This is a genomic window from Desulfofundulus salinus (assembly GCF_003627965.1).
Classification (GTDB): domain Bacteria; phylum Bacillota; class Desulfotomaculia; order Desulfotomaculales; family Desulfovirgulaceae; genus Desulfofundulus; species Desulfofundulus salinus.
Window position 1 is genome coordinate 2517420 of the sequence record NZ_RBWE01000001.1, and the last position, 23957, is coordinate 2541376.

At 55.5% G+C, this 23957-nt stretch carries 22 protein-coding genes and 1 tRNA gene; 5 read left to right on the top strand and 18 right to left on the bottom strand.

Features of this window, described 5'->3' with window-relative positions:
• Positions 1-181: 181 nt before the first annotated feature.
• The 5 genes from D7024_RS12755 to D7024_RS12775 form a co-directional block, all read right to left on the bottom strand.
• Positions 182-1780, bottom strand: a complete 1599-nt coding sequence (locus D7024_RS12755) for an FAD-dependent oxidoreductase (protein ID WP_165859366.1) — start codon at positions 1778-1780, stop codon at positions 182-184.
• Positions 1781-1886: 106 nt separating this feature from the next.
• On the bottom strand, positions 1887-2423 hold the full coding sequence (locus tag D7024_RS12760; RefSeq protein ID WP_121452135.1) for a 2-oxoacid:acceptor oxidoreductase family protein: 537 nt from the start codon (positions 2421-2423) through the stop codon (positions 1887-1889).
• Positions 2424-2439: 16 nt separating this feature from the next.
• On the bottom strand, positions 2440-3258 hold the full coding sequence (locus tag D7024_RS12765; protein ID WP_027355777.1) for a thiamine pyrophosphate-dependent enzyme: 819 nt from the start codon (positions 3256-3258) through the stop codon (positions 2440-2442).
• Positions 3259-3300: 42 nt separating this feature from the next.
• The gene (locus D7024_RS12770; RefSeq protein WP_121452136.1) at positions 3301-4431 is read right to left on the bottom strand and encodes a 2-oxoacid:acceptor oxidoreductase subunit alpha; all 1131 of its coding nucleotides are present in this window, start codon (positions 4429-4431) and stop codon (positions 3301-3303) included.
• 32 nt (positions 4432-4463) lie between these two features.
• Positions 4464-5465 carry a hydroxyacid dehydrogenase gene (locus tag D7024_RS12775; protein WP_027355779.1) on the bottom strand — a complete coding sequence of 334 codons (1002 nt, stop codon included), beginning with the start codon at positions 5463-5465 and terminating at the stop codon, positions 4464-4466.
• Between the two features lie 97 nt (positions 5466-5562).
• Between D7024_RS12775 and D7024_RS14865 the strand changes: the two genes are divergently transcribed.
• The gene (locus tag D7024_RS14865; RefSeq protein WP_165859367.1) at positions 5563-5727 is read left to right on the top strand and encodes a hypothetical protein; all 165 of its coding nucleotides are present in this window, start codon (positions 5563-5565) and stop codon (positions 5725-5727) included.
• Between the two features lie 519 nt (positions 5728-6246).
• Here the strand turns inward: D7024_RS14865 and D7024_RS12780 are convergent.
• The 7 genes from D7024_RS12780 to D7024_RS12810 form a co-directional block, all read right to left on the bottom strand.
• The gene (locus D7024_RS12780) at positions 6247-7083 is read right to left on the bottom strand and encodes an IclR family transcriptional regulator (RefSeq protein ID WP_165859368.1); all 837 of its coding nucleotides are present in this window, start codon (positions 7081-7083) and stop codon (positions 6247-6249) included.
• Positions 7084-7305: 222 nt separating this feature from the next.
• Positions 7306-8616: an MFS transporter gene (locus D7024_RS12785; RefSeq protein ID WP_121452138.1), complete on the bottom strand. Its 1311-nt coding sequence runs from the start codon at positions 8614-8616 to the stop codon at positions 7306-7308.
• Between the two features lie 331 nt (positions 8617-8947).
• A complete protein-coding gene (locus tag D7024_RS12790; RefSeq protein WP_121452139.1) occupies positions 8948-9289 on the bottom strand; it encodes a carboxymuconolactone decarboxylase family protein in 342 nt (113 codons plus the stop codon).
• An 84-nt stretch (positions 9290-9373) separates the two neighbouring features.
• Complete coding sequence (locus tag D7024_RS12795; RefSeq protein WP_121452140.1) at positions 9374-10672, bottom strand: Wadjet anti-phage system protein JetD domain-containing protein; 1299 nt, start codon at positions 10670-10672, stop codon at positions 9374-9376.
• Complete coding sequence (locus tag D7024_RS12800; RefSeq protein WP_121452141.1) at positions 10672-14058, bottom strand: ATP-binding protein; 3387 nt, start codon at positions 14056-14058, stop codon at positions 10672-10674. The genes D7024_RS12795 and D7024_RS12800 overlap by 1 nt, the downstream gene beginning before the upstream one ends.
• Before the next feature lie 107 nt (positions 14059-14165).
• Positions 14166-14792, bottom strand: a complete 627-nt coding sequence (locus D7024_RS12805) for a DUF4194 domain-containing protein (protein WP_027355784.1) — start codon at positions 14790-14792, stop codon at positions 14166-14168.
• A gap of 15 nt (positions 14793-14807) precedes the next feature.
• Positions 14808-16232, bottom strand: coding sequence for a Wadjet anti-phage system protein JetA family protein (locus D7024_RS12810; RefSeq protein WP_125185653.1), 1425 nt, complete (start codon positions 16230-16232; stop codon positions 14808-14810).
• 236 nt (positions 16233-16468) lie between these two features.
• On the opposite strand from D7024_RS12810, the gene sfsA reads away from it, so the two are divergent.
• From sfsA to arsC, 3 genes are all read left to right on the top strand, one after another.
• Positions 16469-17170, top strand: a complete 702-nt coding sequence (sfsA, locus tag D7024_RS12815; RefSeq protein ID WP_121452143.1) for a DNA/RNA nuclease SfsA — start codon at positions 16469-16471, stop codon at positions 17168-17170.
• 132 nt (positions 17171-17302) lie between these two features.
• Positions 17303-18184: a DMT family transporter gene (locus D7024_RS12820; protein ID WP_121452144.1), complete on the top strand. Its 882-nt coding sequence runs from the start codon at positions 17303-17305 to the stop codon at positions 18182-18184.
• Positions 18185-18343: 159 nt separating this feature from the next.
• Positions 18344-18769, top strand: a complete 426-nt coding sequence (arsC, locus tag D7024_RS12825; protein ID WP_121452145.1) for an arsenate reductase (thioredoxin) — start codon at positions 18344-18346, stop codon at positions 18767-18769.
• 42 nt (positions 18770-18811) lie between these two features.
• Here the strand turns inward: arsC and D7024_RS14870 are convergent.
• From D7024_RS14870 to D7024_RS14600, 3 genes are all read right to left on the bottom strand, one after another.
• A tRNA-OTHER gene (locus D7024_RS14870) sits at positions 18812-18908 on the bottom strand.
• 173 nt (positions 18909-19081) lie between these two features.
• Complete coding sequence (locus tag D7024_RS12830; RefSeq protein WP_121452146.1) at positions 19082-19822, bottom strand: epoxyqueuosine reductase; 741 nt, start codon at positions 19820-19822, stop codon at positions 19082-19084.
• A gap of 93 nt (positions 19823-19915) precedes the next feature.
• Entirely contained in the window at positions 19916-20113 is a 198-nt protein-coding gene (locus D7024_RS14600) for a hypothetical protein (RefSeq protein ID WP_125185654.1), read from the bottom strand.
• Positions 20114-20555: 442 nt separating this feature from the next.
• On the opposite strand from D7024_RS14600, the gene hcp reads away from it, so the two are divergent.
• Positions 20556-21839 carry a hydroxylamine reductase gene (gene hcp, locus D7024_RS12835; RefSeq protein ID WP_121452583.1) on the top strand — a complete coding sequence of 428 codons (1284 nt, stop codon included), beginning with the start codon at positions 20556-20558 and terminating at the stop codon, positions 21837-21839.
• A gap of 473 nt (positions 21840-22312) precedes the next feature.
• Here hcp and D7024_RS12845 read toward each other — a convergent pair whose 3' ends face one another.
• The 3 genes from D7024_RS12845 to D7024_RS12855 form a co-directional block, all read right to left on the bottom strand.
• The gene (locus tag D7024_RS12845) at positions 22313-22708 is read right to left on the bottom strand and encodes a helix-turn-helix transcriptional regulator (RefSeq protein ID WP_121452147.1); all 396 of its coding nucleotides are present in this window, start codon (positions 22706-22708) and stop codon (positions 22313-22315) included.
• 146 nt (positions 22709-22854) lie between these two features.
• A complete protein-coding gene (locus D7024_RS12850; RefSeq protein WP_121452148.1) occupies positions 22855-23409 on the bottom strand; it encodes a permease in 555 nt (184 codons plus the stop codon).
• Positions 23406-23885: a permease gene (locus D7024_RS12855; protein WP_121452149.1), complete on the bottom strand. Its 480-nt coding sequence runs from the start codon at positions 23883-23885 to the stop codon at positions 23406-23408. The genes D7024_RS12850 and D7024_RS12855 overlap by 4 nt, the downstream gene beginning before the upstream one ends.
• Positions 23886-23957: the final 72 nt, after the last annotated feature.

Here is a 23957-nt window from a genome sequence, read left to right on the forward strand (position 1 = left end):
TTGCCTTTTTATGGCTTAACCCTAAAAATTTTTCCAATTCCCCTTCAAAAAGTGCTTGACTTTTTACCGCTGCGCTCCAAAAATTTAAATGTATAAATCCACTTTAAGCTCGGTAGTTACCCACCTCCTTTTCCATAATTTTTTACTTTAAAAATTTTTGGTAAATTGTTGGTACAAAAAATTATTTAAGGACAGACATTTCCCGAACAGTTATGGCAAAGTCCGGGCAGACCGTGAGGCATCTCAGGCAGCCCATGCATTTTTCGGTGTGGGCCGCCACCATGGGCTTGTAACCGGAGGAATTGAAAAAACCTGATATAGTGAAGACGCCCAGGGTGCAAACTTCCTTGCAGTAACCGCACCCCTTGCAGATGTTGACATTTACTTCCACATTAAAGTGGCGCAAGTCGCACGACAGGCAGCGTTGCGCTTCCCGGACGGCGGTGAGGTCGTCGTAACCCTGTTCCACCAGCTTGAAGCCGCCCTTGCGTTCTTCGGCGGTTATTGCAGGAGCAATGTGGCGGGCGGTTCCTCTGGGGGCATCTTCCCGCAGGCTGACTTTGGTATCTTCGGCTAGTTTTTCGTCTATTACGCCGTTACCGCCTAGGTATTTGTCAATGGAGGAAGCCGCACGACGGCCCTGGGCAATGGCCTGGATGATGGAGGACGGTCCGGTAACCGCGTCACCGGCGGCAAATACGCCTTTAAGGGAGGTAGCTAGAGTGTCCGGGTCCACCTTAATGGTGCCGTCGGCATTGCCCTCCAGGCCCAGAGAAAATGCGTCGGCGGACTGCCCCACGGCGGCGATCATGGTGTTGCAGCTGATGGTGAACTCGCTTCCCTCCACCGGAACCGGGCGGGGCCTGCCGCTTTCATCCGGCTCCCCCAGGGCCATTCTAACGCAAACAACATTGTTCTTCTCTATCGCTTTAGGAGTTGCCAGAAATTCAAACTTGATCCCTTCTTCGACAGCTTCCGCCACCTCTTCCGGGCTGGCCGGCATTTCAGCCCTGGTGCGCCGGTACAGCACCACCACTTCCCTAGCGCCCAGGCGTACCGAGGACCTAGCGGCATCTATGGCGGTATTGCCGCCTCCCACCACCAGCACTTTTTCGCCCACCGCCGGAGGATTTCCGGTGTTAACGGCCCGCAGGAAGGATATGCCGTCCATCACCCCTACCGACCCGCCCTCAAGTTCGATTCCCAATCCCAGCCAGGACCCAGCGGCCACAAGGACGGCGTCGTATCCTTCATACAATAGTTTTTCGGCCGATTCCACTCTGGCACCGGTTTTAATTTCCACGCCGCGATCCTTTATAACATTGATTTCCCTGTCCACCACCTCCTTGGGCAAGCGGTATTCGGGAATTCCGTAGCGCAGCATGCCGCCAGAGGAAGGCATGACTTCGAAAACGGTGACCCGGTGTCCCTTTCCAGCCAAGTAGTAGGCCGCCGTCAATCCGCAGGGGCCGGCTCCCACCACGGCCACCTTTTTGCCAGTGGGCGGGATCGGGCCTAATTTACCCTTCCATGCTTCCCCGCCCTTTTCTACCGCCGCCCGCTTCAACATGCGAATGGCTACGGGCTCGTCGTACTGCTGGCGGGCGCATTTTGATTCGCAGGGATGGACGCAGGCGTACGCGCACACTGCGGGAAAGGGTATTCTTTCGCGGATTACGGACAATGCCTGGTCGAATTTACCCTCTTTGATGCACCTGACATAACGCGGTACGTCAACTCCCGCCGGGCAGGCCTCCCTGCAGGGGGCTTTTGTTTTCACTTCCAGTTCTCCCATGGTTTTACGGGGTCAACTCCTTCCCGCATTGATAGCGCTTCGAAAAAACATTGGACACTTCAAGCTCGGGGTCCAGTTTTCAGTGGAAACCCTATTTTCTGAACAAACCCGCACCAGTGTACAGGGCCTTCACGTTCATCTCGGCGGTTTTCCCTGAAAATCTTCTGTTTACCACTTTAACCAGGCTCTCCAGGTCAACTAGGCGGGTAACGGCGCTCATAACGCCCAGGGCAATCATGTTGGCCGTACCCATATACCCCAGTTCTTCAGCTATTTCAGTAAAGGGGTAGCCGTAAAAGTTATCCCCGTTGCGCTCCTTCAGCAGCGTGGTATCGTAAAAAATTAGCACCCCGGACCGGGCCAGGTTTTCATACTTTTCCATGGCCCCTTCGGTGAGGACAAGGACCACATCGGGATTTTGCACCTGCTGGAAAATGATTTCGTCCTTGTCGATGATCACCTCCGAAGCAGAGAAGCCGCCCCGGCTGGCTATGCCGTAAGACTGGGTCTGAACCACGTTTCTGCCTTCCAGTATGGCAGCTTCCGCCAGCATAATGCCGGCAACGATCAGCCCCTGGCCGCCTGACCCAGCCAAGATCACTTCATATCTGTCTTTTTTGTCCATCATTTCCCTTGCCGCCTCCCTAAGACCGCATGGCCCTGGCCCGGATTTCTTCGTACCTGCTGTTGAAGTCTGGGGCGTCCCGGTCCACCAGCCTGCCGATGGGGAAATAGCCTTCCTCTCTGGGGTAGGTAACCGGGTTGTACTTTTCCACAGGAATGGCCTTTTCTTTAAGCCACCTGAACATGGCCAGGGCCGGCTTTAGCTTGTTGTTGCGGCCAAAGTGGGTGGGGCAGGGGCTGATTACTTCCACGACGGAGAAGCCCTTTTTGGTCAGTGCTTCCGTGATCACTTTCTGTAGTTCCCACCCGTGGTAGGGGGTTCCCCTGGCCACGTAATTGGCGCCAGCCACCTCGGCCAGGGTACAAATGTCGATTTCCCTTTCAGGGTTCCCGTAAACGGTGGTACTGGTAAGCTTGTCGGAAGGGGTAGTACCGGAAACCTGCCCGCCCGTCATGCCGTAGTTCATATTGTTCACCACTATGGCGGTAAGGTCTATATTCCGCCTGGCGGCGTGGATAAAGTGATTGCCGCCGATGGTTACGCTGTCCCCATCACCCATCAGGACCACCACATTAAGCTTGGAGTTGAAAGCCTTGATGCCCGTGGCAAAGGCCAGGGCCCGACCGTGAGTGGTGTGCAGGGCGTTGGTGACCACGTAGTCGTCGGCCTTTCCCCAGCAGCCTATGCCGGTTACTACCACTGTCTCCTCTTTTTTAAACTTCAGCTCCTCAAAGGCCCGCAGCAAGGCCCCCAGAACCGTGCCGTTGCCGCAGCCGGGACACCACATGTGCGGCAGCACACCATCCTTTAAATACTTCAAGCCTGTCGCGTAAGACACTGTAACACCTCTCTTCTTGCAGTTGTAAGGGCTTACGGGGCCTTATTTCATTACTTTCAGAATATCATGGGGAGTGATGATCTGCCCGTTGTACTTGTTAACCCTTCTTATGTCCTTATTGGAGCCTAGAGCTTTCTGCACCTCGCCGGCCACCTGCCCGGCGTAGTTCATTTCGGGCACTATAATCATTTTGGAGTTTTGTCCAAGGGCGGCCACTTCCTTATCCGGAAAAGGCCAAAGTGTGATCAGTTGCAGAACCACCGCCTTGATGCCGTTTTTCCTAGCTTCCAGGGCCGCCGCCCGGGCCGCCCTGGTGGTAGCACCGAAAGCTACCAGCAACACCTCAATATCGTCGTCGGTGTAAAAGCTCCTGGTCAACACAATTTCATCCCGGTGAAGTTCCAGCTTCCGGTGCAGTTGGGTGACCCGCCACGTGGCGTTGGCCGGGCTGTTGTTGCTGTAACCGTCCGGCCCGTGCATTGAGCTGGACACGTGGAAGACGTATTTATCTCCGTAGGCAGCCAGGGGGGCTACCCCGTCTTCATCGGCTACAAAGGGCTTGTACTGATCCGGTGGGCCGGTGGGCCTTTTCCTGTCTATCACTTCCAATTCGCCCGGGGCCGGAGCTATAAAGTTCTCCCGCATGTGGCCCACTATCTCGTCGGCGGCCAGGATCACCGGAACACGGAACTTTTCGGCAAAGTTAAAGGCCTGAACCGTCAGGGTGAAGCATTCTTTCACCGATGAGGGCGAAAGAGAAATGATCGCCTGATCCCCGTGCCGACCCCACCGGATCTGCATTACGTCCGACTGGGCGGGCCTGGTGGCAAGGCCGGTGCTGGGGCCGGCCCGCTGTACGTTTATAATCACGCAGGGCACTTCACCCATTACTGCCAGGCCCAGGTTTTCCTGCATCAGCGAAAATCCCGGTCCGCTGGTGGCCGTGAAGGCTTTGGCGCCTGCCAGAGAAGCCCCCACCACGGCGGCTATGCTGGCGATTTCATCTTCCATCTGAATGTACACGCCACCGACCTTGGGCATGACCCGTGAGCATTCCTCGGCAATCTCCGAAGAAGGGGTAATCGGGTAACCGGCATAAAACCTGGCCCCGGCGTAGATAGCCCCCTCGACGATGGCCTGGTTACCCTGAATTAGTCTTGCTTCCTGCTGCAAATTGGCCCACCATCCTTTTAACTAATTGAAAATTACAAGAGGTGACTTTCCCATACTTCCGGGTTAGCCAGGTACTGCGGCCGGCGGCCCTCCAGAACGTCCAAAATGCCCTGTGACACATCAGTAGCCATGTTGATCAGTGCCAGGTCGGACATGGCGGCCATGTGTGGCGTTAACAGGACGTTATCCAGTTCGAACAGGGGCATGTCCTTTCCAGGGGGCTCTCTTTCAAAAACATCTAGTGCCGCTCCAGCCAGCCTGCCTTCCTTTAAAGCCCTGTAAAGCGCTTCCTCGTCTACAATACCGCCCCTAGAGGTGTTGATTAAATATGCCGTGGGCTTTACCAGGAATAACTCCCTTTCCCCGACCAGGTGATGGGTATCCTTTGTATAGGGCACGTGAAGGGATATAAAATCGGAATCGCGCAAAACATCGTCCAAGCTCTGGCAGCGCTCGACCCCGGCGGATTTAAAGACCGATTCAGAAACCAGAGGATCATAGGCTTTGACCCTCATATAAAGACATTTTCCGGCAATCTCGGCCACCCGGCAGGCTATCCTGCCCAGGCCCACCAGACCCAGCACCTTACCCTTCAATTCCAGGGTTGTGTAGCCCAGTTTCTGAACTAGGCCGGGCAGCGACCCGGCGGCACAAAATTCACCCTGCCTGAAGGCTTTTTCTGCCTTGTTAAAATTACGGGCGCAGTGCAGCATTGCCCAGAGGGTATGTTCCGCCACGGCGTTGGTGTTAGCCCCGGGGGTGTGCACCACCGCTATGCCCAGGCGCGTGGCCGACTGTAGATCGATATTGTCCAGACCGATGCCGTGGCGGCCAATAACCTTGAGCCTTTTGCCGGCCTCCATCAAACGGGCCGTAATTCTGGAACTCCTGATCAGCAGGGCATCGGCGTCCCCGATAAGCGGCAACAAGTCGTCTTCCGACGGGCTTGGAGCTATGACGACCCGAGCCTTTTTTTGCAGCAGATCAATCCCTACCGGAGATATGGATTCTGTAAGTAAAACCTTAAAATTCAAATATTTCACCCTCTCAGGTTCCAAACAAATATTAGACTAAGCAAATTCAACTAGATTCTAATAATGGAAAAACTTCAAAAAGAATAATGAAAAGGACTTGCTGCAGGAATTAATAGAGAGATTACTGAAGAAGGTGCAAAATGTTGGGCGTGGAATTGAAAAAGTAACTGAGGAAACCATAAAGAATATGCAAAAAGAAATGGAGGATATTAATTTGATATGGAAACCTGTAAAAGAACTGATAAGAAAACCATTTGTGTAAATATATTCCTGCTATCTGGCTATCCAATAAAGGCTTTTACCTGCCAGGAGTATAGGGCACTGCTGGAAGGCAACCCGAGCGCCTAGTGGGATTCTGCCGGGGATAGACCCCTTGGTTCCAGATACGGAACTTGGTTCCGTGCCTAAGATAAGTTTACCAGCCCATTAAGGTGAATGTCAATAGTTTCTTTGTAATCTTTTTACACTTTTGTCCATTCACAAAGTTATGCAAATAATATATTACCAGAATATACTGAAAAATTGGTGGCTTATATTTTACTACCTTGGGGTGCACCATAAAGCTGCAAGAGAGGACTCTCGAGTGAGAACCCGCCGTTAAACGCCAGTGCTGTTCAGAAATTGTTGCCCTCGAGCATTCAGGCGGCCACCCCGGGGAAATGAACTATTTTTCTCAAAAGGGTCGTTAGACCCCATCCTTACCTGGCTTATAGCCCCTGCCGGGGGCGCGAATTCGTATCTGGGAACTCCGGGCTTTTCTACCGGCACCTGGAACATGAACTCAAGATAAGGCTTCCCTAATCAGGGCATCCTGGCCCGCCGGTGCATATGGTTCTTTTCCGCTAAAGGCGTCAGTTATTCTCCTGGCGGCCTCTTTTACTTTTTCCGCATAAAAAGGCATTACTTCCGGGTTCATCTGCGCAGCCAGTCCGATACATGCAATGACCATATTGACATTGCCATACAGGTCGAAGATCGGGGCACTTACACCGCAAATTCCCGGTGTATGCTCTTCATAACTCTCCGCATAGCCCTTGGCACGAATTTGCTTTAAATGTTCCATGAATTGTTCAATATTCGTTATGGTCCTGTTTGTAAACTGCTTGATCCCCACCTTTCTAATAATTTCCTCCGCTTCTTTTTCATCCAAAAAAGCTAAAAAGCACTTGCCAAAGGAAGCGCTGGTGATGGGGAAATACTGCCCAATACTCACTGTGACGCGAACCGGCCGGTTGGGTTCTTCCTTAGCCACGTACATTAATCGGTTGCCCGATATGGGTTCTACAAGAACGCTCGTTTGCCCGGTTTGTTCGGCCAACCATTTCAGATGTGGCCTGGCCGTTTTAAGGTAGTCAATAAATTCCGCCGCCCTGGCTCCCAGGACAATCAGATACGAACCAAGGCTATAATGTTTTGAATCTTCATCATAGGAAACAAAACGGTATTCATTGAGCACTTTTAAAATGCGGTAGCAGGTGCTTTTGTTAATTGATAGATCCCTTGAAATTTCGGATAATGTACTTAAACGGTGTTTGTAACGGCTCAGGTATTCCAGGATTTTAATGGCCGTTTCTACGGCCGGAACCTCTGACCTGTTCTTTTTACTTTCGTTTAGCATTTCCAAACCCCTTGTCTTTTTTAATTTAACTTTTCCAAGAAATGTTTCATACCTGGAACCTTGTTTCTCTTGAAAATTATACGGTTTCTGGTTCCATCCTGTCAACGGTATCCGGGCAAAGAGATGAACCTCAACAACCTTATCAACTACATTTATGAAAAGCCCGGCCGGGCCGGAATCATGGCCTCGAGCGGCAAAACGTACTGTCCCACCTCTTCTCATCTACTCCCTGGTTTCAGCGGCCCACGGGAAGCGCCGGATGAGGAACAAAGCCAGCACGAGCCCTGCTACCGCCAGGAGGTTGAGAGCCTGAAATACCGCCGGTACGCCCAGGTGGTCGGCCAGCATCCCCAGCAGGGTTACTCCCACGCCGCCCATACCCACACCAAAGCCAATGGTAAAGCCGCTGGCCAGCCCCTTGCGGTGGGGCATAAGCTGCTGCCCAAGGACGATGGTGGTGGAAAAGGTACTGATCAGCGCCGCCCCTATCAGGGCCAGCAGCACCAGGGCGGTCAAACCGCCACCGGCATGGAGGAATAAATAGATCAGGGGGATGAGCAGGGCCATGGAACCGGCCATCACCCGGGGGGCTCCCAGGACGTCGGTTAAAGGACCGCCCAACAGGGTGCCGAAGGCCCCGGCCAGCAGGAAGACGGAAACAAAATACCCGGCCAGGTGGGCATCGCCGTGCAAATAGTCGGTGTAATAAAGGGGCACGTAGGTAGAAAGCCCCGCGTGCAGCCAGGAACGGAAAATGATATAAATGAGGAGCAGGGTAAAGGCAACCAGGGTTCCCTTGTTCAATTCCACACCGGCAGTTTGCGTAGAAGTCCGGTTCTTCCCTGAAAGGGGTGTCCCGCTTCTTTCTTTTCCATCTGCAGGGCCTCTTAAAGCCTGCCCTATCCTTTCTTCCTGCAGGGAATTAAGGCGCGGCCAGCAAAACACCAGCAGGCCGGCGGTAACCAGGCCGGGCAAAACGAAATAAACCGTGGCCTTCGGCCCGCCCAGGGTCAAGAGCCAGGCCATGAACAGGGAGCCCAGGCCAAAACCCAGGTTTCCGCCCACGGAAAATACGGCCATGCCGCTTCCCTTGCGCACACCGCTGGCCAGGTTGGCCGCGCGGGAACCTTCCGGGTGGTAGGCCGCCACACCCAGGCTGGAGACGGCCACCGCCAGCAGGAGAAGGGAAAACCAGGGTAAACGGCCGGTAGCGGCCAGGCCCATGCCGGCCACCAGGCAACCCAGCGGCAAAAGCCAGCGGGCCGGACGCCGGTCGGCAAAATAGCCGAAAACAGGCTGGATAACCGATGAAGCCACGTTGGACACAAGCACTAAAAGACTGGTCTGGGCATAGGTAAGAGTAAAGGCCTGCTTTAATACCGGCAGCAAAGCGGGTAAGGCACCCTGGGCCATGTCGGTGACCAGGTGGCCCCAGGATAAGAGCAAGAGCACACCCGCAATCGGCCCCCCCTGTTTTGCCGCCTTTCCCGCCGGCACTGCGCTTCTTGTTGCTTCCATTTTTGATACGGACAAATATTCCACCCCCACTTATGCTACAAGCACAACTGCCCCTGTAGAGTTTTAATCTGACGGCAACATCATTAAAGTTAATCTTACTCCTCCCCCTCCTTTTGTGGCAATGTCAAAAAGGCAGCAAATATAAAGTTAACATGTTAATATTCAATTCTTTTTACCGTTTTTCGGGAGCTTTTGGGGGCACAAAAAAACTGCCGTCCTTAAAAAGACGGGCAGCAACTATGCCAGGAAAGAAACCAAAATATGTATATTTCAACATGTATATTTCAACAAATAAATCCTTTCAAGAAAAAAGTATGCTGCCTGCAAGCAGGGCCAGAGAACATCCCTAACTTTTTCCCGCCAGGGAGTCCAGTACCTGCAGGGCTTCCGTGGCGTAGGCAGCCGCCGGCCCGCCGCCCATCAATACGGCCACGCCAACTGCTTCCATAATTTCTTCCCGGGTGGCACCCAGTTCCAGGGCTTTGGCCACATGGACGGCTATGCAGTAGTGGCACCTTATGGCCACAGCAATGCCTACGGCAATTAACTCCTTTTGTTTGGCGCTGAGGGCTCCGTCGCTGATGACGGCTTCGTGCAAATCCCGGAATCCCTTCATAACCCTGGGCAGCTCTTTGGCCAGCTTGCCCACACCCTGGTTAAAGTTCTCCAGTGTTTTTTGTACGTCCATAATTTTCACCTCTTTATAATTTATACCTTAAACTTTTTAACCTATTCGACTCCTTAGCTAAAGTTTCCTTCCAACCGGGCAATTTTATACCTTTCGCTCCCCCGGTTCATAGAGAGAGGGCGGCGGCTCCACACACTCCTGTTCCAGGCGCAGGCCCTCCTGGAGCATTTTTTGAATCACGGGGTGGAAGAGGCGGTAATCCGGGTCTTCCAGCAGAGAACGGAGGCGCCGGCCGTATGCGGCGGTAAAGGGCGAAGCAAACCGGCGGTATCGTTCCAGGGTGGGCACATCCATGTACAGGGGCTTCAGCCCGGGCAGGCAGCGCTTCTGCAGGTGGACAAAGATGGAAAAACCCCCGTAGTCAATGTCGCCCCAGTGGTAAAACGGCACCGCCCGGCCGGTACCGGCCAGATATTCCCGCAGTTTACTTAAAAACCGCCGGCGGACCGTGTTATGATAACCCCCCAGGTATATGGCCAGAAATTTATCCCGGCAGGTCTTAATGAACTGGTAAAAGGGGGTCAGGTTTTCAATGGTGATGATATAATCGGCGGCAACATTTTTGACCGTCAACCGGTCCACCATCTCCGCCGGCAGCCCCAGGTCTGGGGAAAAATCTCCCACCCGCAGGGTACGGCCTTCGACAGCAAATTCCAGGCCGCCGCTGATGAAAATGTGCTGGGGGTTGTCCACAACCCCCACTTCGGCCAGGACCTGATTGACCTCTGCGGCAGTAAGGGTGGTCTCTTTTCCACCGCCGTCTTTCCCCCAGTCCGGGTGGAAATCCCGGACAATTCGGGCCACAGTTGGAGCCAGATTGTTAAAAGCCTTGCTGTTGCCCAGCACCCGCAGGCTGAAAACCCGCCTGGGTATCTCTTCCTGCAGAAGGCTGATCTCACGAATGACCATGAAAAGCTGCTCCGAATGCTCCCGGTCCGCGGGATTCAGGTAGGGCTGGCTTTCCTCTTCTTCCAGCCGCCGGGCAACAGTATGGAAGAATTCCTGCGCCCAGGGGGCCGCCCCCCGGGCATAGTGCCTGGCCAGGCGGGCCAGTTCCTGGAATTGCTCCGCCCTGGGACGCCGTTTCAGCCGGGAGTAGACCTCGTCCAGGCGACCAGTATTTAAGGCCACTTTCTCGATGAGATTGTTTTCCTCAAACTTGACCCAGCGAATCTCAATTAACCCCCGGCGCTCTAAAGCCAGGGCGGCCCCATTGATCTCTTCCTTATACCGGACGGTGGTATCGTCAAAATAACGGGGCATGGTACGCTGGTTGAAATGAAGCCAGATGCGGCGGTTGCCCCCTTTGCCCCTGGCCAGGGCGCTGCGCTCATACTTGTCCAGCAGAGTCTCCAGAATATAGCGTTCGTAGTCCATGGCCATCAACCCGCCGCCCTTTCCGCCGCCTCGATCCGGCTTTCGCCAACCGCTTCCTTAAACTGCTTGTAATCCTCTATCCAGCTGTTTTTCCCGTCGCGCATCACCAGGAGGGTGGTGGGTACATGGGGGCTGATAAACTCGCACTTGTCGGTAGGGGCGGCGATGATGGCCTGCATGCCCATCTCATTGATAAAGCGCAGGGAATTTTCCATGCGGTCGATATCCATCCGGTTGAAGGCCTCGTCAAAGAGCATCAACCGGATGCTGTCCCGGTTGGTCTTGGCGCGGTAGAGCTGGGCAAAAGAAGCCACAATGGCCACGTAATAGGGGGTCTGGGTCTCGCCACCCGACTTTTCCCGGCAGACCTTGCTGAAGGTAGAGGTTTCACCGCTGGCATGGGTAATTTTGATATCATAATCCAGAAAACTGCGGTAATCGGTGTATTCCGCAATGCTTTCGGGCAGGTACCTGGGCGGCAGGTTGATGATTTTATCAAACAGCTCGTCCAGGGCCTCCCGGTGCCGCTGCTGAAAAACACTGTCAAAAAGGGAGACACCTCCCTCCACCATTTCCGTATCCTCCAGCATCTGGTAGAACTTGCGGTGCCTTTCGGAAGGGTATACCAGAAAACGGTATTTATCTCCGCCAAAGGAAATATCCTTTAAAGCTTCGTTCAAGAAGTCAAATTCATTGCGGGCGTTTTGAATGTTCTCCCGCAGCTTGTAGATGAAGTGCTCCTTGAACTCCTCCTCGGCTTCCTTTTTGGCCTGGTTGATTTTTTCCTCATATGCGGGCAACTCGCTTTCCACCAGTTTCTTATACTCCTGTACCCACTCGTCATTCTCATCCGCTTCTATTCGCCCGCCGAACTGGTACTTATTGTTATATTCGGCCTTGAGGAGTTCCAGGGCCTTTTCCTTGTTAAGAATAAGCGTTTCCACGCTCTTGCGGTTGTGGGCGAAGTTGGCCGCTACCTCCTGGGGCGAATGGCGCCGGATCTCCCGGGCGTAACGCCTTTCCCCCTCGGGCACAACACGGGAGTTTATGGAGCAAAACTGCCGGAACTCCTCTTCCAGCCGGGCATGCTCGTCTTCCAGGGTCACCCGTTCCGTTCTCTTCTGTTCCAGGGTGGTCAGTAATTCTCCCTGCCGCTGATTATATTTCTCAATCCGGTCGTTCAAGGCGTCCATTTCCAGTTCCAGTTGATCCAGCTTTTGCTGCAGGGCGTCAATGCCTGAAGTATCCACCCCGGCCAGTTCCTGTTCCCTGGCGGACAGATCCTGCCGTAACGCGGCCAGCTCCAGCCACGTCCCCCGGCGCTCTTTCAGGAAGATGTAGTGCTCGTCCCGGCCGCTTGTCGTCTGGCTCAGCCTTTCCAGCCTTTCCAACCGGGGGAGCAATTCCTTCCGCGCCGCAGCAATCTCCTGCAGGCGGGCTTCTTTGCGGGCAATCTGGCGGGCATAGGCCCGTTCACCGATAAAAGGAGTTTCGTAAACTTCAAATTTAATCTGCCGGGCGGTATGATTGCTGTAGGTCATGCAGGTCGGGGTAATTGCCCGGCGGTAATTTTTCAGTTCCTGTTCATTTTCACACTTGATCAGGTCGCCCATCAGCTGGTGGACGTAGGCCAGGGCGTAGCGGTTCTGGGAGCGCACCTCGCAGGCCAGGGAGTTGGGTTCAATGCGGTTCAAGTACTTCAACACCCGGCCGGTATTGACCAGGCCCACCCCTGAGATGCGCCGTTCCTTTTTGTGTTTTTCATATACGGAAAGGGCATAATCAAAATGTTCCGGCTCCACAATCAGGTCGAAGCGCCGGGTGTTGAGCCAGCCCTCCACCGCGTCCTGCCACTTCTCGTCGGGAACTTCCAGAAGCTCGCAGAGCACCCTGGGCTCCACGTCAATGCCTTTCACTGCGCGGAATTTCTCCCGGATCAGATCCCGCAGGTCGGTCACCTTGCGGTCGTAAATATGCTTCTTGTTGCGCAGGCTGGCCAGTTCCTGCTGCAGGGTCTGTTCCTCCTGATCCAGCTCCTTCAGCTTGCGCCGGATTTCCCAGGCCTGTTCCTGCACCCTTTCCCGTACCCTCCCCAGGGTTTCCCGGCCCCGGTCAATCAACCGGCCCAGGGCATCGAGGGCTTCCCCGTCACCGGGGGGCAGGGGCTGCCCCTCCCCAACCTGCCCGTCACCGCCCGCGGCCAGCCCCTGGAGCCCGTCCACCAGCTCCGCGAGTATATTGCGCTCAGCCGGTAAAAGCAAATCTTCCCCCGCCTCGTCCAGGAGTTGCGCCAGCACCCGGCATTCTTCCCGGGCGGTTTCAGCTACCTGGCTGCAAGCGCGGGACAGTTCCTTCACCCGTTCCTTGAGGGTGCGGATCTCACCTTTCAAACGCTCCACCAGCTGCCAGGTGGTATTGGCCGCCAGGGCGTCCCGGTAGGACCGCTCCTCCTCCCGGCAGCGTTTCAACCGCTCCCTGGCCCCGTCCAGAGCCTGGCTCAACCGGGCCAGCTCCTCTTCCAGGGCCCGGGCCTGTTCCAGATTGGCCTGCAAATTGGCCGCCACCCCGTCCCGGTTGGCCCGCAGGATCACGTAATCCTGGATCAGGGCCCTTTCCCGGTCCCGCTGGATCTCCTGGTATTTTTCCCGGATAGCTTCCAGAGCGGTTATTTTCTCCCTGGTCTGGGCCGCCAGGTCGCTGTACTCCTTGTAGCGCTGGAGGTTCTCCCGCATGATGTCTATATTTATTTGCTTCTCCTCCAGCACGTAGGAGTAAACAAACTGGCGGATGTCCGTTATCGGCTTGAAGGAGATGGCCTTTACGAAAAGGGTAAAGAACCGGTCCCCCAGGGAACCCAGCTTGTGGAGCAAATCGGCCTGGTATTTTTCCACCGTGGGATAAATGGTGGCCCTGCGGTCCCTCACCGCGGCCCGGAACTCCCGGATATTGCGGGGGTGCTTGCCCGCTAAAAAAAGGCTGTCGTCCAGGCGGCAGTCCTCGATTTTGAAAAAACGGCTTTCATAGGTCACGTCATCGGCGTAGGAATCAATGACCGCCCCCAAAAGGAAGTAGTTTTTCCTGGAGGTATCGTAGAATTCCAGGACCACATAGGAAGTAACGTCGCCCTGGCGCTCGTACTTGCGGCCGCTCTCGCTGTCCCGCCCGGTCTTGCAGCGCACGTAACCCAGCAGATCCCGCCTGGTCTCATCAAAGGCGGAAATGTTAAATTTAACCCGCCGCAGGTCGGCCACCAGCACGTACTGGATGGCGTCCAGAATGGTGGATTTGCCGCTGCCGTTGTCCCCGGTGATCAGGGTGCTGCCCCGGATGCGTATGGTTTCGTTGGTAAAATAGTGCCAGTTGATCAACCTGATGCCGGTTAATTCTTTCAATTACACCAGCTCCTCAGCACTCAGTGAACCTGGCTGGATGCGGCGCTGTCCCCGGCGCTTCGCAAGTCGTTCGCTCCGGACAGCGCCGCATCCTTGCTGCAACGGTTCTACTGCATATTTCCGTTTTCCTCTTCCCGCCCTTCCTCCGCCCCGGCCCGGCGGTAGGTATCCAGCTTTTCGTACACCTGCCGGATGTCCTCCACCCGCAGGGCGAAGAGAATGGTGGGAAACACCTCCAGGCGGCAGTCGGGATCGGTAACCTCCCCGTCCAGCACCCGCAGGATGTTGAAACGTTTGAGCAGGCCCATGGTTTCCCGCAGGGTTTTTTTGTCAATGGGCCGGTTGCGTATTTTCAGGGCCGCATACTTGTCCTGGATCTCCCGCACGGTAATCATTATGTTCTCCGTCACGTTGATTTGACGGCGTTTTTCTTCGTAGCAGAGGCGCAGGATGAGGATGATAATGCTTTCTTCCAGTTTCAGGCGCAGCCGGTTATAGGCGAAATCGCTGAAAACACGGTAGACCCCATAGGCCCGGTCTCCTTCCAGGCTCCAGCCTCCCAGCTTCAAATAGGCCCGCAGGAGGTCTTCGTGCCGTTCAATAAAGTAGTAGTCCCGGCGGTTTTCTTCGTTCTTGCGGGTGATGAAGGTGCAGGAGAGAAGCCTGTTCACCACCCGGGTAAACTCCTCCCGCTCCGCCGGAAGCAGGCGGTTCCACTGTTCCAGCAGTTCCATCAGGCTCGCCCTTCCTTATTTTCTTTCAAAACGCAAATCTCTAAATTCAAAGCGGCCGCCGGCCGCAGATACCCGGGGCCTCCCATCCCGGTGCACCCGGTAACCTACCTGGCGCGAACGCCCGTAAGCCGTAGCATAGATCAGTTTGATAAATTCCTCCACATCCTCGATGCCCAGCTCCCGGGCGCAGATCTCCTTCCGCCCGGCCAGTTTTTCCATCACCCAGGCGTTGATCTTCTCCCGGGTCATGCGCCTTTCCAGCTGCTGCCGGAAAGAGCGCAGCCGCTCCCTGCGGCGCTCCGGGTCAATTTCCTCCAGCTCCTGCACTTCCCGGGGCTGGTGCTGCCTGGCCGCCTCCCTACCGGTATAAAGGGATTCCCGGTCCAGAAATCCCTGGGTGAAGAGGCTGAACAGGTGACCCAGCTCTTCCGGAAGGAGGTCGTCCGGGCGCATGCCCTCCTGCGCGCGCAGCCCGGCCAGGAACTTTAAAATTTCCATCAGCTGGCCTTCCACGTCCTTACTGCTGTTGAGGATGTACTTCAACTGCTGGAAGGAAGCGTTGGCATAGCGGGCATTGCGCCGGTCGATTTCATCCAGCAGGTCGTCCAGGCCGATGTAGGCCTGGCGGATGTAGTCAATACGGCGGTAAATCTCCTGCCGCGCCGTGGGCAGATCCGGAAAACGTTCCCGCTGCACTTCCAGACCGGCCGTCCGGTCCACCCAGGCCGCATCGTTGTACCACTGGTTCAAACGGGCAATAATCTTCGGACGGTAACGGGAAACGTTGTCCGAAGTTTTCAGGCGGTGGTAGCTGCGGTCGATAATTTCCTCCATGTAGTCTTGAAAATGAATCTTTAAAATCTCCCGGGGCTCCTTTTCCGCCAGGACCCGCTCAATGTAACGCTTAATGTTGTGATTTAGGGACTTCAAACCGTTGATCAGCTGCTCGGTCTGCTCATAGGCCTTTTCCAGGGCCAGGTTGCCCTGGCGGTCGGCCTCCTCGGAATGGAGCAAGGTGTAGGTGGCATAAACATATCCCTGGTATTCCACCTGCCGGTGGCGGCGGATCTTGTCCAGTACATCCAGAATTTTTATGGCATAATCGGGCAGGCTGATGTACTGCACGTAATTGCTGTACACCTCGCTGACCACCCAGCCTGTGGCCTCCAGCTTGCGCAGGATAAAGGCGGCCCTTTCCCGGGGCCCGGCCGGCGTATCCAGGGATTCCTCCCAGATCTCATCGGCCAGGGCCTGTTCAAAAAAGCCGTCCTTCTGCTCTATATAGTCAACAATCAGGTCGATGACCACATCCCGTTCCATCCCGAAGGTGGTCAGCTGGTACTGGTCGTAAATGCGGAACAGGATGGCCGCGTAGTCCTGCTTCAAGGGGCTGGCCAGGACCGAAAAAAACCGCTCCGGGATGACGGCAAAAAGGTTCACTTCTAAACCCCTCCCGGGGAAATTTTTTAACTGGATGTGGTTCGGCATCGCCAGCAGATTTCCTCTTAATTGTACTAATTTTTCAGGGGGAAATACAACCATATCCATCAATTTTCCCCATGAACCGTTGCGGCCCTCAGCGGTGGACAACCTTTCCGGACATTAGCAGAAAGGAAACTAGAGTCTATCCGCAGAAACAAAATAATGTATACAAGAAATCGGGGAACATGGTTTCAATGCTTTGCAGTCTGCATTTACCTCCACAACTGGAAGAAGCTTTTTTCATCCGCCGCTTGAACCGCTTTGTAGCCGAGGTGCTGGTGAGGGGAAACCGGGAACTGGCCCATGTGCCCAGTTCCGGGCGCATGGCGGAACTGCTGGTGGCCGGGCGCAAGATCTGGGTTAAGCGCCATGCCAGAGCCGGCCATAAAACCACCTGCCGCCTGCTGCTGGTGGAGTACGAGGGCATACTGGTATCGGTGGACGCCACCCTGCCCAACCGGCTGGTGGGCCGGGCACTGCAGGCGGGGGCGCTTGAGGCCTTTTCGAGTTACGAAACGGTGCGGGCTGAATATTCCCGGGGCCACAGCCGTTTCGATTTTTATTTGAGCGGCCCGCCGGGCGGGTGCTTGCTGGAAGTGAAATCCGTCACCCTGGTGGAAAAGGGAGTGGCCCTTTTTCCCGATGCCCCATCAACAAGAGGAACAAAGCACCTGGAGGAGCTGGCGGCCGCCCGCAGGGAGGGAGTGCAGGGAGCGGTTCTCTTTGTGGCCCAGCGGGAAGACGCCCGCTGCTTTTCCCCCCACCACGGGCAGGACCCGGCTTTTGCCAGGGCACTGCAGCGGGCCGCGGCAAGCGGGGTGCGGGTGCTGGCCTACCGCTGCCGGGTAAGCCGGGAAGCGGTTACCCTGGAAAAGGAGATTCCCGTTTTGTTGTAAATGGAAAGGGATCTTGTCATGCTATGATATAATGGTGAGCCGGAAGGTTATTTTTAACCGGGCGGCCACCGGACCGATTAGCGGTTTCTTCACGGTAGAGTAGAACAGCAGCCATGGAGGATAAAACAAAAAATGCATAAGCAGAAACAAACGCCCGGGCGGCAGGGCCTGGGCGTGGCACTGGTTCTATTTTCCACCATTTGCCTGAGCATTGAGCCCGTAGCGGCCAAAATCGCCTACCGGGGCGGCGCCACCGTAATGACCACCCTCACCCTGCGTTACATTCTGGCCGCCGCAATCTTCTGGCTGCTCATCCTGGCGGGAGGTTATGCTTTCAGGCTGCCCCGCCGGCAGCTGCTGGCGGTAACGGCTCTTTCCCTGGGAACTCAAACGCTCACCGTACTGGCCCTTTTCGAGGCTTTCCGCTACATACCGGCCGGAATGGCCATCCTGTTTCTCTACTTTTACCCCACGGTGGTCACCATCCTGGCCGTTTTCTTTTTAAAAGAACCTTTTACCTGGCAGAAAGCGCTGGCCCTTTTGCTTACCCTTGCAGGCTGTGCCGTGATCCTGGGACAACCGGTAAAAACGCTGGATCCGCGGGGCGTGACACTGTCCCTGACCGCTGCCATCACCTACGCAATTTTTTTGGTGGGTTCCACCCGCCTGCTGGCCAGCATACAAACGCCGGTATATAATGCATACGTTTCCACCATTCTGGCCCTGGCCGTGGGGGGGCTTGCTCTCATGCGGGGGCAGTTGAACCTGTCCTTCAGCTCTGAAGCGCTGGTGGCCATCGGGGTGCTGGGCATTGTTTCCACCGTCCTGGCCATGGCCGCCCTGATGCGGGGGGTAAAGGAAATCGGCGCCTCCCGGGCGGCCATTATCAGTACCTTTGAACCGGTGGCTACAGCCGTACTGGGTTTTCTGGTGCTGGGCGAAAGCCTGACCTCCTGGCAGATGATCGGGGGGGCGACCGTCCTGGCGGGCGTATTCCTGCAAAGGAGGGAATGAGCCGGATCCCTCCGGCCAGAAAAAAAGGGGAGACATCACCATCGTTTCAAGTCTGGATAGTTTCTGGTGTTATGACCTTTAACGAAAAGTTAATTTGTAGTGGATTTATGAGTAAGTTATAATATAAACAAAATGTTACAAAATGGGGGGAATAAATTTTTGTCCAAGAAGAAAAAAGTGCTATTCCTCTGCACCGGCAATTCCTGCCGCAGCCAGATGGCCGAAGGGTTCGCCCGGACCATGGCTCAGGACAAATGGGATGTTTTCAGCGCCGGAACGGCTCCCGTCGGGGTTAACCCCCGGGCCGTTCAGGTAATGGCGGAAGTGGGCATCGACATTTCCGGCCAGAAATCCAAAGCCATCGACCCGGAAATCCTTAATTCCGCCGATGTGGTGGTTACCCTGTGCGGCGACGCCTATGAAAGCTGCCCCCTCACCCCGCCCACGGTCAAGCGCATCCACTGGCCCCTGGAGGACCCGGCCCGGGCTACGGGCACGGAAGAGGAAATCATGGCCAAATTCCGGGCCGTCCGGGATGAAATAAAAAAACGGGTGGCCGAACTGCTCGCCACCTTAGAGGACTGACCGAAAGCCACCCACCATGCGTTGACCCGGTAAAAATTGTTCTGGAGGGGAGAGGTCGGAATCGAACCGGACTCCCACCTGGGTTGCAGGCAGGCCGACGGGTTTGCAGCCCGCGGGAGGCACCAGCCCCGCTCTCCCCGCTATTTATTTTTCACCGCAGGCCCATAAAATCCTTCTATACGGGTTATTTAATTATTCTATAGCCCGGCGCGTTTTAATAAGAATGAAAAATAACGAGGTCATGCCCGTGACCTGCACCGATAAACCGGCCATCAGGAAAGAGCTTCCCTTGCGAACGAACCACCGCCCATATCACGGCACCCCCAGGGCGCAGGGGCCGGTGGCGCATTTGCCGCAAACGTCGCAAAGGCCAAGGTCGGTGTAGTAAGCGTCCACCTCCAGAAGGCGCTGGTAACATTTCTTTTTGTCCAGTCCCTCCACACTCAACGCCCCGGTGGGGCAGAGCTTTACACAGGCCGTGCAGGATCCTTCCCGCCGGTACAGGCAGTTCTCCCCGGCAACCGGCGGGTTCGGGGAGAGGTCCACGTCCACCACCAGGCTCCCCAGGCGGCCGGCACACCCGGACGGGGTGATGAGCATGTGGTGCAGCCCGAAGGTACCCAGCCCGCAAAGGCAGGCTACATGTTTGTGGGACCAGAAAGACACCAGGGCCACCGGGTCAAAATTATGGGTGGGCTCACACCAGGCGGCCTTTACCCCGCGGTCTTCCAGTTCCCGGGCCAGCACACGGCATGTTTCGCCGATCAACTGGTTTGTTTCAATATAGGCCTCTGCCCACTGGCGGCTTACGTAAGGATCCCGGCGGTGGATTTTCACCAGTTCCGGAGTAAAGGGAAGGAAAAAGGCCACCACGGAGCGGGCACCCGGCAGCAAGTCCTGCGGCAGCAAATGGCCGGGACCGACCACTTCCTTTAATTTAGCAAACCCGGGATCATCGGCCCGGGCAAAACCCACCAGGGGATTGCGGTAGCCGGTTTTGCCCCGGTGTTTTTTTACCACCCGGGCAATAATTTCTTCGATCAGCTTTTCCATACTTCTCCTCCCCAGCTTTATCACCAGCTTTTTCTAACTCTTTGCCACCGGCTTCCTTCCGGAATCAAGAGCAGATTTTCCCGCCGGAGGGGATCAACCGGCACCCTGGCCACTATCGCCGGGCCATTCTTCCTGCGCCCGGCGGCTTATGAGCCGGTAGATGCCGGCCAGGACCACCTCCGGCGGCTCCTTCCCCTTCCAGAATGAAGGCGGTCCAAGGGTTTTCAACAGCCCGGCCTCCACTTCCGGCGGCACCGGCAAAAAGCGCAGGCGGGGGCCAGTTCTCCCCACACAAAAAAATAACCGCTGTCCTTACCCACCACACCGGCGGGAAGCCAGGTTCCGCGCAAAACCAGCATCAACATTCACCTTGAGTAATGTTTCGACATTTTTAAGCCGTTCCCTGCCCGGGTATGAAACAGGCAGCCGCTCAATGGTAAATGTTCTATGATCCTGCTACGGTACCGCCCAGCACTCACTAAAATACGGCTCTCCTCCTGGTAGTAAGACCTATGATCAAAATCCCCGTGTTCTTGTGACTCAAATCACTGTTTACCCCGTCCCAGGAACCTATAATTACAATCAAGTTAAGAATCCTTCTGCCCGGGGCAGTAAAAACAGCGCATTACACAGCACGGTCCAAGGAGGTAACTAAACCATGCTCGGCAGCATCATTAGCCGCCTGCTCAAAGGGCAGAGCGAAACTAAAAACTCAAAGGAGGTCCAGGTATCAATGTTTTGTTACCAGTGTGAACAGACGGCCAACGGCACAGGTTGTACTAAAGCAGGTGTATGCGGCAAAAACGAGGATATCGCCAGTTTGCAGGATACCATAATCATCGCTTTGAAAGGGATTGCCGCTTACGCTTACCACGCCCGGGAACTGGGTGCCAGGGATGAACAGGTGGACGCCTTCATGCACGAAGCGCTGTTTACCACCCTGACCAACGTGGACTTCGATTTAAACCGGCACATTGAACTGGTACTCAAGTGCGGCGAAATGAACTTACGGGTCATGGAGCTTTTGGATAAGGCCCACGTGGAACGCTTCGGTTCCCCTGAGCCCACCAGAGTTTCCACGGGTACCAAGGCCGGCCCGGCCATCCTGATCACCGGACACGACCTTTTAGACCTGTACGAATTGCTGAAACAAACGGAAGGCACTGGAATTAACGTTTACACCCACGGGGAAATGCTCCCGGCCCACGCTTACCCGGAGCTGAAAAAATTCCCCCACCTGGCCGGTCACTACGGCAGTGCCTGGCAGAACCAGAAAACTGAATTCGAACAGTTCCCCGGCGCCATTCTGGGCACCACCAACTGCGTGCTCATTCCCAAGGAATCCTACAAGGACCGCATGTTCACCTGCGGCATAGCCGGGCTGCCGGATGTAACCCATATTAAAAACCGGGACTTCACGCCGGTTATCGAAAAAGCCAAATCGCTGCCACCCCTGCCGGAAAAAGAGGGCGGGACACTGCTGACGGGCTTCCACCACAACGCCGTTTTAGCCCTGGCCGGTAAAATCATCGACGCCGTCAAGGCCGGCAAGATCCGCCACTTCTTCCTGGTGGGCGGCTGCGACGGGGTGAAGAAATCCCGGAACTACTACACCGAATTCGTCCAGAAAGTGCCCGGGGACTGCGTGGTGCTGACCCTGGGTTGCGGCAAGTTCAAGTTCAACCACCTGGATCTGGGCGAAATTGAAGGCATCCCGCGGTTGATCGATATGGGCCAGTGCAACAACGCCTACTCGGCCATCCAGGTGGCCGCAGCCCTGGCCAGGGCCTTTAACTGCAGCGTGAACGACCTGCCCCTGAGCCTGGTGCTGTCCTGGTTCGAACAAAAAGCCGTGGCCATCCTGCTCACCCTGTTCCACCTGGGGATCAAGAACATCCGCATCGGCCCGTCCGCACCAGCGTTCATCACACCCAACGTGCTCAAGGTGCTGCAGGACAACTACAACCTGAAGCTGATCACCACTCCCGATCAGGACCTGAAGGAAATCCTGGGTTAATAATCGCATCCGGCTCGTTAAAACGACTTGCTGCTGCAGTAATAAGGCCATGGATAAAGGTCCCGCCGGTTTATGGACACCGGCTGGGGCCTTTATGTTACCAAGACCATCCCGGGACCCATCCTTCACCTGAAGAACCGCATCCCGGCTGCGAACGTGTCATCTTTGCACAGTAATTATTCAGTGAACCCGGTTGGATGCGGTGCTGTCCTCGCTCACTCCAGTGCTCCGCGCCGACAGCACCGCGGCTCGCTTCGGGCCGGCTCTGGCTCTCTGCGGATTGCCCGTGACTAATTGCGCTTCGTTGTAAAGTTCTTAAACTAATGTGTTTCCAACTTTTCTTTCGATTAGTTGTTCTTGCGTCCTCGAGAGCCGAGCCGGCAGCCTCGCTTCACCGGGTGCTGTTACCGGCGCTTCGCAAGTCGTTCGCTCCGGACAGCGCCGCATCCTTGTCACAACGGCTTACTGAATATTTAATATTTACTTTGCGCAAACTCCTCCCGGTACCTGGCCAGAAAATATTCCAGCCGCCTTTTGTTGTGTGTTATTGCTTCCGCCCAGGCATGGAGCAATTCCTCCCCTTCCGGGGTTAAACGGTACAGGCGCCTGGCCGGACCGCCACCGCTGGTATCCCATTGGGAAGAAACCAGGCCCTCCTCTTCCAGGCGGCGCAGGTTACGGTAAACCGTACCCGGGTCGGCCTCACTGTCATGGAAGCCAAACTCCCTCAAGCTTTGTATCAACTCGTAGCCGTGGGTTGAACGGCGGTGAAGTAAAAGCAAAAGGCACGGCTGCATAAACCGCTCCATAGGAGCCCCGGCACACCGGCAGTCGCCGTGCCGGTGGCCGGGACCGTGATTTCTGCACATCAGGCATCCCTCGCTTACCAGATGAAACCTATGTGGGACAACCCCCACCCCGGGCGGTGATGCGATAATAACTCCAAACGTCTTGTTAATAGTTTTTCTCGCGGGCAAATATTCAGCGAACCCGGTTGGATGCGGCGCTGTCCTCGTCATAACGGTTTAACTGAACATTTATTTTCGCCGGCACCCTGCGCAAACCTTCCCGTTTCCCCGACCTTTAAAATCATCTCCATGAGGTACCCCGTAGCAATTATGGCCGGCAGGGTTAAAGCCAGGCGCAAGAGCGCAAAGGGTAACCCGACAAACTTGACTTCCATCATTAACATGGGAATTTTAATGGTCGCCCACGTGCCCAGGAAAATTACCGCATTCGCCAGGCGACAGCCCTTTCTGAGCAGCGCGTCAGCCACCGGAAAACCGGCATAAAGGGGACCGGCCGCCGCAGTGGCCACCAGAATGGAGATAATCACACCGCGCACACCAGAGTCCGGTCCTACGTTCTTCTCCACAATCTGACGGGGAACCCATACGTCCAGCAGGCCTACCAGGACGAAAATCGGCGGTATGAACAAAAGCATTTCCACCAGATAATCCAGGGCACTTCTAATTGCTTGCTCTCCCCTGGCCGGATGTTGCAAATAAAGAAGCAGATCGGCAACCACCACTAAAGCAAACAGGGCATATCTCCTGAGCTGGGCTTTCACTGCAGAACCACCCCCATTACGCCCCCGATCACCAGGGCCAGCACAAACCCGATGGCATTGCGCCAGAAGGTAAATTTCTTACCAAAAAAGTTAACTTCCATGGGGGCCGTAATAATCCCCACCATCAACAGTGTCGTAATAAAGCAGGCCACCGCCATCACGCTGGCCCCGGACTGCAAAAGGGAAGCCGCCAGGGGAAAGGCGATAAAGGCGGGCATCAGGGTAACGGCGCCGGCCAGGGAAATGAGGAGAATGCCCGCAGGACTGTTATTTCCAAAGAGCCCCGCAATAACCTCCCGGGGCACCAGCGCCAGCATAAGGCCAATCAGCCCGATGATCCCCAGCATGCTGGGGATCAGGTTGCGAAAGGAGTTCCAGGCAATGGCCAGGGCCTTTTTTGTCTTCTGCCGGTCCCGCCGGAAAGAAATACATAAAGCTGCTGCCGCAAAAACAAAGAGGGTGACGTTGAATAACACAGAACCACTCCCATGCCATCTGGCCTTGATCAAGCGGGCAAAGTGTCCGCGATCAATATGTACTTAAGGGGC